The 16,664-nt window shown below is 50.4% G+C and carries 9 protein-coding genes; 4 read left to right on the top strand and 5 right to left on the bottom strand.

Features of this window, described 5'->3' with window-relative positions; translation table 11 throughout:
* Positions 1-402 precede the first annotated feature (402 nt).
* Together L2725_RS01625 and L2725_RS01620 are read right to left on the bottom strand one after the other, a co-directional pair.
* Entirely contained in the window at positions 403-843 is a 441-nt protein-coding gene (locus L2725_RS01625) for a hypothetical protein (RefSeq protein WP_249247323.1), read from the bottom strand.
* Between the two features lie 157 nt (positions 844-1,000).
* The gene (locus L2725_RS01620) at positions 1,001-3,514 is read right to left on the bottom strand and encodes a S8 family serine peptidase (RefSeq protein ID WP_249247322.1); all 2,514 of its coding nucleotides are present in this window, start codon (positions 3,512-3,514) and stop codon (positions 1,001-1,003) included.
* 447 nt (positions 3,515-3,961) lie between these two features.
* On the opposite strand from L2725_RS01620, the gene L2725_RS23300 reads away from it, so the two are divergent.
* Complete coding sequence (locus tag L2725_RS23300; protein WP_249247320.1) at positions 3,962-4,393, top strand: curlin; 432 nt, start codon at positions 3,962-3,964, stop codon at positions 4,391-4,393.
* A 29-nt stretch (positions 4,394-4,422) separates the two neighbouring features.
* Entirely contained in the window at positions 4,423-5,976 is a 1,554-nt protein-coding gene (locus L2725_RS01610) for a curlin (RefSeq protein WP_249247319.1), read from the top strand.
* Positions 5,977-6,378: 402 nt separating this feature from the next.
* On the opposite strand, the gene L2725_RS01605 is transcribed toward L2725_RS01610, so the two are convergent.
* Positions 6,379-7,044, bottom strand: coding sequence for a helix-turn-helix transcriptional regulator (locus L2725_RS01605; RefSeq protein ID WP_115137267.1), 666 nt, complete (start codon positions 7,042-7,044; stop codon positions 6,379-6,381).
* 838 nt (positions 7,045-7,882) lie between these two features.
* Between L2725_RS01605 and serA the strand changes: the two genes are divergently transcribed.
* Both serA and ygfZ read left to right on the top strand, forming a co-directional pair.
* Positions 7,883-9,112, top strand: a complete 1,230-nt coding sequence (gene serA / locus L2725_RS01600) for a phosphoglycerate dehydrogenase (RefSeq protein ID WP_249247318.1) — start codon at positions 7,883-7,885, stop codon at positions 9,110-9,112.
* 174 nt (positions 9,113-9,286) lie between these two features.
* On the top strand, positions 9,287-10,255 hold the full coding sequence (gene ygfZ, locus L2725_RS01595; RefSeq protein WP_249247316.1) for a tRNA-modifying protein YgfZ: 969 nt from the start codon (positions 9,287-9,289) through the stop codon (positions 10,253-10,255).
* Between the two features lie 98 nt (positions 10,256-10,353).
* On the opposite strand, the gene L2725_RS01590 is transcribed toward ygfZ, so the two are convergent.
* Positions 10,354-11,370: a response regulator gene (locus L2725_RS01590; RefSeq protein WP_249247314.1), complete on the bottom strand. Its 1,017-nt coding sequence runs from the start codon at positions 11,368-11,370 to the stop codon at positions 10,354-10,356.
* 18 nt (positions 11,371-11,388) lie between these two features.
* A complete protein-coding gene (locus L2725_RS01585) occupies positions 11,389-16,620 on the bottom strand; it encodes a PAS domain S-box protein (RefSeq protein ID WP_249247313.1) in 5,232 nt (1,743 codons plus the stop codon).
* Positions 16,621-16,664 lie beyond the last annotated feature (44 nt).

The raw sequence follows: 16,664 nt of genomic DNA, 5'->3' as shown, positions 1-16,664 counted from the left end.
TTGTGAGGTGGGAAAATGATTTTTTTCTAAAGTTAATAATTAAACCGACAAATGGCAGTAGAGTTGCAACGCAGACAAAATAAAACACGCTAAATTAGCCAAACAAAAACAAACAAGCGTACACACGCAACCAAAAGCATCAACAAAGGATCTGCGAATGTATCCAGGAAATATGATTCCAATTTGGCAATTTAGCCTCGGAAAATGAGAAATATTCAGATCTATTTCGTAATTTAATTACACAAAATAGGACAGTTTATCGCCTCTTAAGGATTCCCCGGCTTTCATTCTCATCTGTTTGTCCAGCTCAATTGTCAACTGTGCCCGAAACTCCTGATTGAGTTTCGGGCACAAAAAAGCCCGCATTGCTGCGGGCCACAAACCATGGTGAGGAGGCTTTGATTAATAGAACCAACCTTTGGTTACACCCCGGCGGCTGATCATGACCAGCACGATTGCCCACAGAGTCACTATGGCCGGCATAATCAGGGCACTGGCCCCCAATACCGCATAGGCATCCAACACGATTAATGACACAGCCATCTGTGCCACCACAGCAATTAAGCTAATCAGCAATACAGGAGCCGCTTTGGCCATCTTAAACATCAACATGCCACTGCCAGCCAGACCGGTAACGACTGCGATACCAAACAGGGCTGTGAGCCAACCCGGCGTGGCTTCGTACATCTGACGCTGAGCTTCAGTCATCTGCGCCAGCGTCTGGGCATCCACAGTCAGTTGAAAAAAGAAGTTCATTACGCCCAACAAATTCCACATCAGACTGACCCAGATAAAGATCATCACTGCCATGGGAATTTTAATTTTATCGGTTTGTTCGCTCATTATGCTTTGTCCATCAAGACTTATTATGTGTTTGAAAGTCTATCGTCCTGCCACAGAAAAGCCTATAGAAGTTGTCAATTGAGTTGCAGGCAGTCCCCAAAAGGCCCAAACAAAAAGGCGCCCGCAGGCGCCTTTAAATCTCAGTAATCAAACTTGATTAGAAGGTTGCAGTAACCGCTGAAGAACAGCTGCTGCCATCAGATTCACACACCTGATACTCAACACTGTCTGCAGAAGTTCTGAAACGATCACGGTAACGACCGTCATTATCAGTTTCAGCTACCATTTCTCCGTCACGGTAAATAGCAACCATGTCACCGTTGGCTCCATCCCAACGCAGGTCAACCAGAGCGCTGCCGCGACGAGACTTCAGAGCACGATGAACTTCAGCACTGATGTCACTTGGTTCAGCCAGCTCTATCTCCATGGTTTCGGTATCACTGTTACCTTCAGAATCGGTCACAGTCATTGAAACACTGAAGGTACCAGCCATGCCATAGTCATGGGTTGGGCTCATTTCGGTGGACGTGTTGCCATCACCGAAGTCCCACTCATAACCTGTGATATCGCCATCAGCGTCAGTACTGGTGTTAGTGAAGCTAACACTGAAGTCCGTCACTTCATAAGTGAATCCGGCTTCTGGAGCAGAAGAACCTGGGTCATCGCCCAGACCGGTGATCACCAAGCCCCAAGAGTTCAGTGTACCCAGGTCAGCACCTGCATTGTCACTCACTTTCAGCGTCCAAGTTCCGCCAGCCATTTCACCATTGAAATCATTCAGCTCATAGGTTTCTACCAAATCATCTGCACTGCCACCACTGCGGTTATGCATAACAGTCTCGGTGCCGTCTGGAGATACCAGAGATACAATAAGGTCACCAATCCAAGTATGAGTGATGTTCACATCTGCAGTGACACCAAATATAGTCACGTCATCAGTCACATCAATGGTGCTTTCGATACCGTTAGGATCATTGTCAGGCAGATCGACTGGAGTTGTATTCTCATAAGGGTAATCCTGCAGTCCTTGCGGCAGGATGCTCAGAGATACATTCTTGCTCTTGCTGAAATCACCATCCACACCGGTCACAGACATGGTGTAGTTGCCCCACTGAGTATCAGCCATAGTGGCGACATCCAAAGTGAAGGAATCACCGGCTCCAGCTGTATCTGCAGACAGAGAAACGCCAGACAGTGCCGGTGAAACGGTATAGCTGAGGTTTGCCGTACCATCCCAGCCACCCACACTGGTTACATCGAAAGAGTAACTGGTAGAATCACCCGCAGTGATCTCACGAGAGGATGGAGTAACAGCCAGGCGGAAACCAGGAGCAGGATCAGCTTCTTCCAATGCAGCCAACAGGTTCAGACGATTACCAGATACCGTAGTGTCGGCAAGTCCACTTAAGGCATCACCGGTATCCATCAACAGGGCCTTCATATCAGCCATTTCCAATGATGGGTCCAGCGACCATACCAGACCTGCTGCACCTGCAACGTGTGGGCTGGCCATTGAGGTACCACTGAATACCGCGTAATTGTTGCCTGGCGTCGTAGACAAAATGCTGCGACCAGGTGCGCCCATATCAACGGCGGTTGCACCATAGTGAGAACCACTGTCCAACGCATCATCACGGGTGGTCATGGCTACGGCCAGAATCGCATCTGAGTCATAGGCCGCAGGGTAGCTTGGGTTTTGATCGATATCAGAGCCACCATTACCCGCGGCAGCAACAAACAGAATACCTGCATCACCACCCGCTTCGATGGAATCTTTTAGCGCCTGACTGAAACCACCGCCACCCCATGAGTTGTTGGTGGCCCGAACATCAACGCCACGGTTAGTCTTCAAATCAGTAATGTAGTCAATACATTCAATCGCATCCGCTGTGGTACCGCTACCACCAGAATTCAAGAACTGACAACCGATAATGCTGATATCCCAGTTCACACCAACCACACCGATACCATTGTTACCTTCGGCACCAATAGTGCCTGCAACGTGGGTACCGTGACCATTTTGGTCCATTGGGTCACCGTTATCATTCACGGCACTAAAACCGTGGACATCATCAATAACACCATTGCCATCGTCATCCACGCCATTACCGGCAATTTCGCCCGGGTTAACCCACATGTTATTGGTGAGATCTTCGTGATTGTAATCAACACCGGTATCAATTACGGCAATAACAACATCGGAATCACCAGTTGTGATATCCCAGGCCTCAGGAGCGTCAACGTCTGCATCTGCAGTACCGCCATCCTGCCCTGTATTGTTCAGGCCCCACATCTCTGGATAGCGGGGATCGTCCGGTGTACCAACCGCTTTGTAGATATAGTTAGGTTCAGCATATTTTACGGCGGGATGACGGCTAATAATCTTCACAGCCTTCTCAATATCGACACCCTTTCTCAGGGCCAATTTGGCAAGCTTGCCGTCAAACAGAGTCTTGAACTTATCGTCAATGCCATCGCCATTCTTGTCCGTCATGACACCACGCACTAGCTGACGAGCCTGAGCGCGTTCAGCGGCAGTGGCGTTATCTTTATACATCACCAACAATGAGTCTTTTGCATACTCAGGTGACTTAGCCATCGCTGGAGCGGCACTTAGCATCAAAGCACCGCTGACTGCTACTGCCAGCGAAGAAAAGTTAATTTTAGACATAGTGATTTCCTATCATGTATGAATCAATCCGAAGCAGCCTGCATCAGTACCCCAGTCTTTAAGTTCAGCTCCGACATGCTGGAAAAGACAATATGCGTGCAATTCCAGCCTTTGCAGTCCTATCTTCGGAATCGGTTAAAACCAGCACATAGATGACACACACAAGGGGGTAGTGAAAAGCGCCGATACATGTAGTTACAGGCAAATCAGAAAAACCTACTAGTCCTTAATAACTGCGCCGCCAAAAATAAAACTCTGTTCAATGCTCTGAAGTTGGTGAATACACGCACAAAAGCTCATTACTGAGACAAGCGAGCCCATTTTCTTCCACAAAAAAGACTAGCCCTTCTTCCGATTGTGCCCTCTGTGTCTGGATCAGTAACTTCGGGAGTCGTAAATCATGGCGAGACCCGATTCCCATTGTTCACGGGAACACAGGAGGATGCAGTGGAGATTCAATTGAATCGGAAAGACTGGACGCAAAAACTACTGGCAAAAACTGGCGGTTTTACTCTGCTTTTGCTTGCTGGTGGTGCTTATGCAGAGCCTGTCCCCGTCACGTTACAAACACTGCTGGAAGCCAATGGCCGCGCAAATATTTTGTCCGCTTTGCAACAGGGAAATCATAACCAGCTAGAAGTATTGCAGGTTGGAGGTAACGAATTCCTGGCCATTCAGTCCGGAAATGCCAATCAGGCAACCGTCCAGCAACTCGGAGCAGGCAATGAGCTTTTGCTCAAACAAGAAGGCAATAACAATGCCGCCTTAATTACCCAGTATGGAGAAGACAGCAGTATTCAGCTTTTTCAGTATGGCGAGGCGAATTTTGCCATTCAACAACTCGCGTCAGGTGAATATCTCACCGTGACCCAATACTAAATACTAATAGCAGACAAGGAGCGTTTTTTATGAACCTCTATAGCAAGCAAACTTTACTGGCTCTGACCGTGGCTGCGGCCTTGGGTGTATCAGCCGCACACGGTGCAGAAACTCATCAGTTGGAAGTAACTCAAGCCGGTGAAGGCAACACTGTAGAAGTCACACAAGCTGACCGTGATCATGTAAGTGAAATCAGTCAGACCGGCGTTGACAACACTGCAACAGTGTCTCAAGACGGCGTATTTGCTGAGAATTATGAAACCACCACAGGTAACAACAACACGACTACTGTGACTCAGGTGGACACCTGGCATATTAACCGCACAACAATCTCAGGTAACGACAATACTGTGGATGTCTTCCAGGATGACTTCCTCAACCTGAACGATATTGAAATTACCGGTAACGGTAACTCAGTTGACGTAGAGCAAGATGGCAGCATCAACGATGCAGATACCTTTATGACAGGTAACGATAACAGCCTGAACCTTTATCAGCTGGGTAACAACGAAAGCATTGCCGAGATGAATGGCAATAACAACACTGCAGATGTCGACCAGCAGGGCAGTAGTAATTTAGCGGTATTCCGTGTCACTGGTGATGACAATGATGCCACCATTATTCAGGAAGGTGACGACAACCAAGCAGGTCAAATCGCGCTGGACTTGAGCGCCAACGCAGGTAACAACAACGATATTACTGTCAGCCAGCTGGGTAATGGCAACTTTGCCGCTGTTCGTGGCGCAGCAGGAGATGGTAACTACTTTGAAGCCTTCCAAACCGGCGACAACAACACCGCATTTGTGTACGACCTGACTGGCAGCGACAACGAATTTGTTTTCGAGCAGGAAGGTAACGACAACTCAGCCGATATTCGCGCTGCAAATGGCGATGATAACGAAGTAGAAGTTGCTCAGGAGGGTCTGAACAACGCTGTTGGCGAGCCTCAAATAGCCATTATTGATGGCAATAACAATGAAATTGAAATCGAGCAAACCGGGAACAATAACGTTGTTGACTTCGCTGTAGTGGGTGATGACAACGATGTGTTCCTTGAGCAGGATGGCAATGACAACCAAGCTCAATTTATCACCGCTGGTAACGACAACCTGATGCTGCTGGAAAGCACAGGTAACAATAACGAGCTTTACAGCTTCGCCGAAGGTGACGACAACAATGTTGAGATAGAGCAGGATGGAAATACCAACTTTGGTTATGTCGACATTGTAGGCAGTGACAACGAAGTTGATATGGAGCAGGAAGGTAATGACAATGAAGCCATTGTCACCATAGCAGGCAGCAATAATGATGATGTGGAAGTGACCCAGCGTGGTGAACTGAACTTGGTAGACCTGCTGATCAACGGTGATGAAAACACTGCTGATATTATGCAAACCGGCAACGGCAACTGGGTTGGTGGCACCGATGGTGGCGCATTTGCAATCGATGGCAGCGGTAACAGCCTGACTGTTGTACAGAACGGTAATGACAACCTGGTAACAGGCTCTCAAACCGGTACTGGCCACAGCATCAATGTTAACCAGAACGGTAACTTCAACTCAGTCAACGTAGTCCAGAACTAAATCATGACTGGGTAAGCTAAGGGAGCCATACAGGCTCCCTTTTTTATTTCAGTCACTTGCCTTTAAGCTGTCCCAGTAATCACAGCAAGAAGACTGCCGCCCCTTTTAAATTAAACCGGGTGATAGTTCACTCTCGCCCGCCTTATAACAAACTGAGTCGCAGTCGTGAGCTTTTCCGCTGAATCGCATCCATATGGCAATGAGCGTTAGGTGCATTGAGGAAAGTGTTGCCTGTTGGAAGGTTGGGTAACCAAGCCAAGGGTCTCCAAATAGCCCCTCTGTCGATTCTCTGACAGGCAGCTAAAGGTCGAACAGAACTTTGGTATATCCATGCCACAGAGATGCAAAAGGGAGCCCTGAGGCTCCCTTTTTCAGTTATGGCTTTTAGGCCAACAGACTATCTTAACTCACGAGATCAAAGTGAGTTTGGTGAGACTGAGCCCAACGCAATAACTCGACTCTATTTCTGGATTGGGTTTTTCGGAATATCGACGACAGATGCGCCTTGACCGTATGCTCGCTGATACACAATCTGTGTGCTATTTCTTTATTGCGGGCACCACTGCCAACCATCTGAATAATCGTTCGTTCGCGTTTGGTCAACGCCTGTAACATCGCCAGATTGTCTGCACTGACATGGGCATCGCCCTCAAGCTTTTGTACCAACTGTCTGAGCATTTTGCTCATCATTGGACGGTCAAACCACAACTCATCCGATAACATTTTTCTCAGTCCAGTCAGTAATAGGTCCATACGTTGGTCTGCATACAAAACACCACGAACGCCCATCAACAACAGAGCATCCAGGGCGATTGACCCCGCTTCAACCTGATAAATAGCGACAGGTACATGAGGTACCAGTCTGGTGACTATCAGTGGAATGCCTTGATTGTCCAATGCGGCGCCGTGTTGGCTGATCAGATAGAAGCTGTTTTCCGAATTCCCCAGATCCAACTCATTAACGTGATTTACTACCCGGGTTTTTACTCCCATTGACTCAGCTAACATTGCCAAGTGACACGGGGCGGCTATTTGATGTAGGAAGACCAATTCCTTTGCTGTATCCATGCACCTTCCTCCTGGGTGATCTACTTTTGGCCACAGTTTAAACAACAACTAGGTTGTCACGCTTTCCCATCCCTGGCACTCAAGTGCTCTTATAATAAGTTGCAAGATTGTGAAGACAAGCATCGACTGGATCATCATGCATTAGTATTAATTCGCGGTCAAAAAAACCACTTATCACGCATGGATTAGTACATTCCCCTAACAAGAACAGTCACTTACCCCTAATTTGGAAGGATTACCTATTAAGTAAGAAAAATCGAATGGTTATATATCGTGTTGAAATAAAATATAAAAAACTGTCTGAAAAACTCTTTTACCATTTAGTAATAAACGAAACAATTGCTATAACTTCCTTAATACTCAGCATTTCCCACTACGACAGTGCCTGATTAAGTCTTGACTGCAATTGACCAAGCCCCAGCAAACGTCATCAAAGAAGCTGACTAAACGCCCCTCGGGAGTTCACATATCATTTACAATAACGATGAGTTCGGTGTCCTCCCCTTAACGGTTAACTTAAAAAATCCTCAACATCCAAATCGATTACTACGGTCTTCTTTATAAAGAGGTAGTTCACTGATACCAGCATCATCAACTACCACCGCCATTCCCCATAGCCAAGGCTCTCGGATTGTTGTCCCATCCCCCAGTCTGAATATCCCGAACTTACTCTGCCAAATTGTTCGGGTGAGGGAATAAACACTTTCGCAGTAAGCTTCTCCACAGGATTGTCATTTAATGCTAATTTGGTCTGCCCTGAGCGTGCCCGGCAGTAATGTCACCATAAGAAGGCCGCAAGGTTCGGCATTCGACATAAGAAATAAAAGGTACTCCTACAATGGCGAAATACTCGCTCCCAAAAGACAAAATAAAGATCCTGCTGCTTGAAGGGGTTCACTCTTCAGCGGTAGATGTGTTCCAGCGCGCCGGTTATACCAATATTGAATATCATCAGGCTTCCCTGACAGGCGAAGATCTGATGAATGCCATCAGCGATGCCCACTTTGTTGGTATCCGCTCCCGTACTCAGCTAACAGCAGAAGTGTTGCGCCATGCTGAGAAACTGGTGGCCGTAGGTTGCTTCTGTATCGGTACCAATCAGGTGGACCTCAAAGCGGCAGAGACTCTGGGGGTCCCTGTCTTTAACGCCCCTTTCTCCAACACTCGTAGTGTGGCTGAACTGGTACTGGGCGAGATTATTATGCTGCTGCGCGGCATTCCTCAGCGTAACGCTCTTGCACACCGTGGTGGCTGGATGAAGAGTGCCAGTGGCAGTTTCGAGGCCCGTGGTAAAACGCTGGGCATTATTGGCTATGGCCATATTGGTACCCAGCTGGGCACATTGGCAGAAGTATTGGGAATGCGAGTGGTGTTCTTCGATATCGAAGATAAGCTGCCACTGGGTAACGCCCAACAACTGCACTCGCTGGAGCAACTCTTGTCTATCGCAGATGTTGTCAGCCTGCACGTACCGGAAACCCCACAGACCAAGAATATGATGGGCACCGGTGAGCTGGCTGCAATGAAAAAGGGCAGTATTCTGATCAACGCTTCCCGTGGCACTGTAGTGGATATCGACGCCCTGACCTCGGCCCTGACTGAAAAGCAGATAGCCGGTGCAGCCATCGACGTGTTCCCGGCCGAACCCAAGTCCAATGATGATGAATTTGTCAGCCCACTGCGTGGCCTGGACAATGTGTTGCTGACTCCACATATCGGTGGCTCAACTCAGGAAGCTCAGGAAAATATTGGTATTGAGGTCGCGGGTAAGCTGGCCAAGTACTCAGACAACGGCTCCTCAGTGTCGGCAGTAAACTTCCCTGAAGTATCACTGCCACAACATCAGGGCACCTCGCGTCTGCTGCATATCCACCGCAACCGTCCTGGCGTACTTATTCAGATTAACCAGGCGTTTTCTGAAAAAGGCATCAACATCGCTGCCCAGTATCTGCAGACCACTGCAGAGATTGGTTATGTAGTAATGGAGGTGGAATCCCATCACGCAGAGGAAGCGCTGACTCAGCTCAATGCGATTGATGGCACCATCAGAACCCGTTTGCTGTTCTAAACAATCAAACCTGTATTGTTCTAAAAAAGCGACCAATGGTCGCTTTTTTGTTTTCTACAGCGAATTTTCCAGAGACTGTGACAGGGACACTTGTTATTGGTTAGACTGCCCCCAATATTAATTGCATAGAGGATGCCCAAGGTGACGGGCAGACCCGGCATATCAGGAACCAATATGACTGCAGCAATTCAAACTCCCGATTGGGCACCCGGCACAGGTTTCCCTTCCCTGACCATCTCTCCACTAACCCATTTGGGTCTTATCCGCATCAGTGGCGAGCAAAGCAAACAGTTTATTCAGGGACAGGTGACATCTGATGTTCATAACCAGCAGACCAATGAATGGCTCTGGGGGGCTCACTGTGATCCTAAAGGTAAGATGCTGGCCAGCTTCCGCACTCTGTTTATGGAGCAAGACCTGCTGATGTTGATGCCGCGCAGTGCCCTGGGTGTCGACCTGCCTCAGCTGCAGAAATATGCAGTTTTCAATAAAGTTGAACTGACAGACGCCAGTGAATCTTTGGCCATTGTGGGTATCGCCGGTGAACAGGCGACGGCTTTTATTGCTCAGCACCTGGGCGAAGCCACTGACCCGGTCACTCAACAGGGTGACAAGCTGATCATCAAAGATGGTGAGCGTTTTATGATTATCCTGCCTGCTGCGCAGATGGGTGAGCTGTTGGCACTGACCCCGGAAGCGGTTTATGACCAGAGTGCCTGGCAGCAACTGGAGATTTTGGCCGGTTACCCTAACCTGCCAGCACAGCACGCCAACCAGTACGTGCCTCAGATGTGTAATCTGCAGGGAGTAAATGGTATCAGCTTCAACAAGGGCTGCTATATGGGCCAGGAAACCGTGGCTCGTATGAAGTACCGTGGCGGCAATAAGCGTGCACTGTACATCGTTTGTGGAGAAGTGAATGAGTTGGTGACAGTTGAAAGCCAGTTGGAGATTCAACTGGAAGATGGCAGTTTCCGCCGCGGCGGCAATGTGATTGAAGTTGTGCAAACCGGCAATCAGGTATTGCTGAGTGCCGTGCTGCCCAATGATACCGAGCTGGATGCCAAATTGCGCCTGAGCGGTGATGACGCCAGCGAGCTGAGCTTGCTGCCACTGCCCTACTCACTGGAAGATGAGGTCTGATGCACTGGAACGGCTGAACTGAGTCAATCAGTTACCGACTATGAAAAAGAGCGGCATCAGCCGCTCTTTTTACTTTTCAGGTTCAGCAATCGCAGGGGTCATGCCTCCAGATAGCTGGCGCGAATGCGCTCCACTTCCGGCAATATCGCCTCGAAGTGCTCCACCAGGTCAGGATCGAAGTGGGTACCACTTTGCTCTTTAAGCATCTCCATCGCTTGCTGTGGCGTCCAGGCCGTTTTGTATGGGCGAACTGACGTCAATGCATCAAATACGTCGGCAATTGCCACCAGGCGCCCTTCCAGTGGGATAGCTTCCCCGACCAGCCCATTGGGGTAGCCGCTGCCATCCCATTTCTCATGGTGGGTCAGGGCAATGGTTCTGGCCATGGTCAGCAGAGGGTCGCTATGCTCACCGATAATCTCGGCGCCAATCACCACGTGCTCACGCATGACCAGCCACTCCTCATCATCCAGCTTGCCCGGCTTTTTCAACACAGCATCCGGTGTGCCTATTTTGCCAATATCATGCATAGGAGCAGCATTGTAGAGCAGTTCACAAAAAGCCTCTGGCAGGCCCGCCTGTTTGGCCAGCAACCTGGCGTAATGACTCATGCGTACCACATGCAAGCCGGTTTCATTATCCTTGTATTCAGCGGCCCGACCCAGCCGGCGAATAATCTCAAAACGGGTCCTTTCGAGCTCGGCGGTACGCTCTTTCACCTGCTGCTCCAGCAAACGTTTTTGGTCGTACAGCGCCAAATGGGTTCTCACCCTCGCCTGCACCAGAGGGGCACTGACAGGTTTGGTGATATAGTCCACCGCACCCAGTTCAAAACCTTTGGTTTCGTCAGTGACTTCCGACAGTGCGGTGACAAATATCACGGGAATGTGTGCCGTCATGGGATCTTGCTTTAACTGCTCACACACCTCATAACCACTCATACCCGGCATCATCACATCCAACAGTATGATGTCCGGCGATGATTTACGGGCAATAGCCAACGCGCGCGGGCCGTCTATTGCCACTTTGAGGGCGTAACTGTCCCCCAGTATTCCCACAAGAATATCTATATTGGCAGGAGTATCGTCCACTACCAGGACGCTTGCCTTGTTCATGCATAGCCTCAGCATTAATTATCTGAAGGTCGGCGCTCCACACTGCGTCGACAAAATATCATCCAGCAGGCTTATCGCTTCGTCGAAACGATAAGCCTCCACCATAGAGAACAGGGGCTGGAGCTGTTGCCAGCGTCCCCCTTCCAGTCTGGGTTTCAGGCCTGTCAGCTGTTCAACTGCTGCAGCGTCTCCCTCTTCGAGTTGTGTACGAATATCCGTCAGCGCTTGTTCCAGCTCTGCGGAGGAGATTTTATTTAACGTCTGTGTGTCATTATTGGCTGGAGACCAGATATCGATCGCCACGCAGAGGCTCTCAACCAAAGCCGCGCACTCTTCCAATAAAGAGGCCTCACACTCTTGCTGACTGAGCTGCTCTTCGAGCACTTTAGCCACCTCAATCAAGCCCTGACTCTCCAGATTGCCAGCGACCCCTTTTAGGGTATGAGCCAAGCGGGTTGCTGTGGTCCAATCGGCCCTGGACACAGCATCACTGATCTCGTGGGCAACCTGTCGTTGCCCGGCGGCAAACCGCTGTAAAATACGGCTGTATAAACGACTGGATTGCTGCACCAAAGCCAGACCTGTATCCACATCCAATGAAGGATGCTCAGGCCAGGCAGAGGCGGAAACCTTAGGCGCTTCATCCAAAGTCAAATGGCGCAACATTGTCTGGTACAGCAGGGAAACCTGAATAGGCTTGGCGATATGATCATCCATACCGGCAGTCAAACACTCCTCTCTGTCGCCAGCCATGGCATTGGCAGTCATGGCAATAATCGGCAGATTACGGTACTTCTCCTGTTCGCGGATAGCAGCGGTTGCCTGATAACCATCCATTACCGGCATCTGACAGTCCATCAACACCAGATCAAAACTGTTCTGCGCAAGTTTCTCCAGTGCGATACGGCCATTGCCTGCCAGCGAGACGATCATCCCGGCCTGTTCCAGAAATTCACAGGCCACTTCCTGGTTCATCTCATTGTCTTCAACCACCAGTACCCGCTTACCGGAGAGCTCCGCAATCATTCCGATATCCATTGGCTGGGCCATACGTCTCACCGGCAAGGTGCCACCCTCACCCACCACAGAGACAATGGCATCAAGCAGACGTGAAGGACTTACGGGTTTACTGATGAAGCCAGCCAGTCCCAACTTCTCCAGTTTGGCAACAAACACCTCATTGGCGTGGGCCGTCACCATCAGGATTTCGGGTGCATTTGCGATCTGCTGCAGCGAGGCTGCGGTCTCCAGACCATCCATCTCAGGCATTTTCCAATCCAGCAATGCCAGTCGGTAATCGTGCTCCTGAGCAAGACGCAAAGCATCACGACCACTTCGGGCCGTGGTCACCTCGAAACCCATACTCTGCAGCGAAGTGCGCATGATATCCCGGGCAGTATCGTTATCATCCACCACCAGCACAGACATGCCTTCCAACTCAGTTTGCGGCATCACAGGCTGAGGCTGGGTCAATATCAGTGGAATACTGAAGAAGAAAGTGGAACCGTGTCCCAACTGGCTTTGCACATCTATGTTGCCACCCATCAACTCCACCAGCTGTTTACAGATTGCCAATCCCAGCCCTGTACCACCGTACTTGCGGGTGGTGGAGCTGTCGGCCTGGCTGAACGACTGGAACAATCGACTCCGCTGCTCTTCGCTCAGGCCAATACCTGAATCCCGTACGCTGAAGTTAAGCCATACCTGCTCTTCATCCTTTTGCTGCACAGAGATAGACAGCAATACCTCTCCCCGCTCAGTAAACTTAAGCGCATTGTTCATAAGGTTAACCAGTACCTGCCTCAGACGCATGGCGTCGCCGTCCAGGTATCTGGGCACATCCTGCGCCACGGCGAACAGCAGCTCCAACTGCTTGCGGGCCGCGGGTTCGGCAAACATATCGCAGAGGTCTTCCAACATGGTATCCAACTGGAATGGCAACACCTCGATATCCAGCTTACCGGCTTCAATTTTCGAGAAGTCCAGAATGTCATTGATGATGCCAAGCAGTGATTCTGAGCTGCGCTGAATCTTCTCTACATAGTTGCGCTGCCTGTCATCCAATTGCGTTGCCAGCGCCAGCTGCGCCATGCCAATAACGGCGTTCATGGGCGTACGGATCTCATGGGACATATTAGCCAGAAAATCACTCTTGGCGCGATTGGCGGCATCCGCCTCATCCTTTGCCAGTTGGAGCTGGCTGGACAGGGCTTTCTCACGGGTGATATCCGTCATACTGATCACATTGGATATCAGACTGCCATCGGGATCTCTCAGGGTAGTCACCGACATATCCATCCAGTACAACTGGTCATCGGAATTCACAAAACGGCGTTCTACTCTGTGGTTCTTGCAGCCTGTGGTCTGGAACATATGGAACATCTTGCGGGACTCTTCCCTGTCATCTGGATGAACCAGATCCCGGTAGAAACTGCCAATCAGCTCGCTGCGACTCATGGCCATGTAACTGCTGAACTGCTCGTTACAATCGATCACCGTGCCTTTGGGGTCAACGTTGACGATGCCAATACCTGCCGCATCAAAAAGCGCCTGAAAATGCACCTTACTCCGCGCCAGTGAATCAGCAATCCGCTTTCGTTCGGTAATATCTGTCAAATAACCATGCCACAGCAGACTGCCGTCATCTCGGTGTTGTCCCTTGGCCCCCATTTCCAGCCAGCGCATACCGCCGGCAGGATGCAGGTACTCAAGTTGACGTTGCCACTGCAAGCCACCTTGCGCTCTGCCCTCCAGTGCCCGCTTCAATCGAATCTGTTCACGTTCACTCAATCTGGGGATTAGTGTTTGTGGTTTTTTCAGCACCTCTTCTCTGTGGATACCCAGAGTTGTAATGGCGGCCTCAGAGACGAAGGTGAAGCCAAAGTCCTCTAACCCCCGCCATTCCAGCTGATAAACGGTACTTGGGACAGATTCAGTGATCACTTCCAATTGATGCCGTGAGTGTTGCAACTCTTCCAGCCAGCGTCGCCGGTCGGTAATATCATTCAAACTGCCGTTGCACCAGACCGGCTCGCCGGACTCGTTGTAAACCGCCTGCCCCCGGTCCTGTACCCAGCGCACTGAGCCATCTTTGTGGCGGATGCGGTACTCAAGTTCAAAATCATCCTGATGCTCCAGTGCATCTTTGAGCTGCAGCTCCATGGGCTCAAAATCTTCCGCCAACACCAAAGAGGACAAGGTACGTCCACCTGTCATAAAGTCTGCCGCGCTGTAGCCTGTGAGCTCCTGAATATGTTCACTGACATACTCCATGGTCCAGAGAGTATCACTGCGAGTGCGGTAAACTGCGCCGGGAATATTGGCCACCAGCATCTGGAACCGCTCAGCACTGGCTTTAATCTCCTCCTGTGCCTTCTGGCTTGCAGACATATCCCGAATAGACACGGCAACCTGATGCTCACAGCCTTCGCCCAGAGGCAGCAGTGACAAGCAAACCTCGCTGCTGAACTCGTCGCCATTGGCGCGGATACAGTCGAAGGTCAACACCGAATCAGTGTTACCACTCTCCTGCCACAAAGATTGGAATACTTGCTGATATTCGTTGCGGATCTTACGGGGCAGCAGCTGCAGCACACTCAGGTTAAGCATGGTTTCCTGAGTGTAACCAAACAGCTTTTGACAACGACTGTTACTGAACACGATTTCCAGTTGGGCATCCATCACCAGCATGGCTTCAGGGGCGGCTTCCAGAATAGAGGATGCGCGGCGGGCCAGAGAAAACTGCTCGGTGACATCGTGGAACAACACCTCCACCGACAGCAGCATGCCGTGCTCATCCAGCAACGGCTGCATAAAACAATCAAGGCGGCGCATATGACCCGCCTCATGGATAAGTTCCACCTGATGAGGCGGCACTGACTCACCCGCCAACGCCTGCATTGTGTAATGCCAGTTTTGCTCGTTAATGGGGTTGGCAGAGAACAGACGCTGGAATTTACGCCGGAAAATCTCAGCGCTATAGCCCATCACCTTATTGACGCCATCACTGACCTGCACCATTTGGCCTTCACTGTTGAGCGAACAGTAAAAGGAACTGGCACTCATGCCCTCAATCAGGCTGGCAAATCTATGACCACGAGAATCCAGCAGTGCAGCTTCTCTATCATCCAGCTGTGCCGCCAGCTGGTTAAAACTCTGTCGCACTGTGATAATTTCCCGGATCCTGTCCTCTCCTTCAGGCAGTCGGTTTTGCTGCCCCAAAGTGAAACTTTCAATACCGGATGCCAATCCCCTCAGGGGTTTGGTAATGCTGCGGGTCACCCATAAAGCCGCAGCCATCAGCAAGCCCAATACCAGCACCAGACTGGCGGCCAGTTCAGCCCACTTCTCAGCCAACAGCTGATCCAGAGTGGCAGCCGGGGTCATCAACACCAGTTTCCACTCCAGTTCAGGCACCCGGGCTACGGATGCCAGATACGCTTTACCATCTTCGGTAATTTCTGCCGAGCCTGAACCCGCTGCCAGCCGTTGCTGCAGCTCAGAGGCCGTCTCCGAATCCGCCAGCCAGTGAGTAGAGGTATGACTGAGCAGCAAGGACTCATTGGGGTGGTAAACCAGACGGCCATCATCATTGACCAACACCAATTCATCCGGTGTGAGCCCCAATTGCCCAGGTAGTTGCTGCAGCGCCAGATCCACTGTCACTACGCCACTGTGATAGCCTTTTCGGCCAAAGGGATGGGAGTAAGTGATCATCAGCGCATCTCCTGCCCCCTTGTCGAAATAGATAGGAGACCAACTCCCCCTGCCACTGCGGGTCGGGTCTTCCCACCAGGCCCAGCTGCCATCGGTATAGTTGTAGCTGGACTTCATCAAATCCAGTGACTTGAACCCCTCGGCGGTGCGGTAAACATAGGGGGCCAGCGAATGGTCACCCGGCAGGGAGCCTGGTTCAAAAGCGATAGCGGCACCATAGAAGTCTTTATTGCGGCTCAGTCTGTCGGTGAGTAACTGCTTGAGAGTTTGCTCCTGATACAGGCGCTTATCGTCATCCAGAGAATCCAGCAGGTCAGCCATCCCTATGCTGGAACCCTGAGCCCGTGACAGCAGGAAATCCAGGCGGGTGGCCGCACGGTTCGCTTCCTGCTCCAGCTGAGCAAACATCTGCTGTGACTGTTGCTGATACTGATACCAGGCAATCAGTCCATAAAACACTGTAATCAATAGAATAAGGGGTGCAGCGAATATCAGAATGCGGCTCTGGAAAGAGAATGACGGGCCTTGGTTCATGGGAAGAGTTCTCTTGGAAAAGTGAAGCCTGCAAACAGCAAAAA

Source organism: Shewanella corallii (assembly GCF_023349125.1).
Classification (GTDB): Bacteria; Pseudomonadota; Gammaproteobacteria; order Enterobacterales; family Shewanellaceae; genus Shewanella; species Shewanella corallii.
Note: the sequence above shows the minus strand (reverse complement) of the source record. Positions and strands in the feature narration are given on the sequence as shown.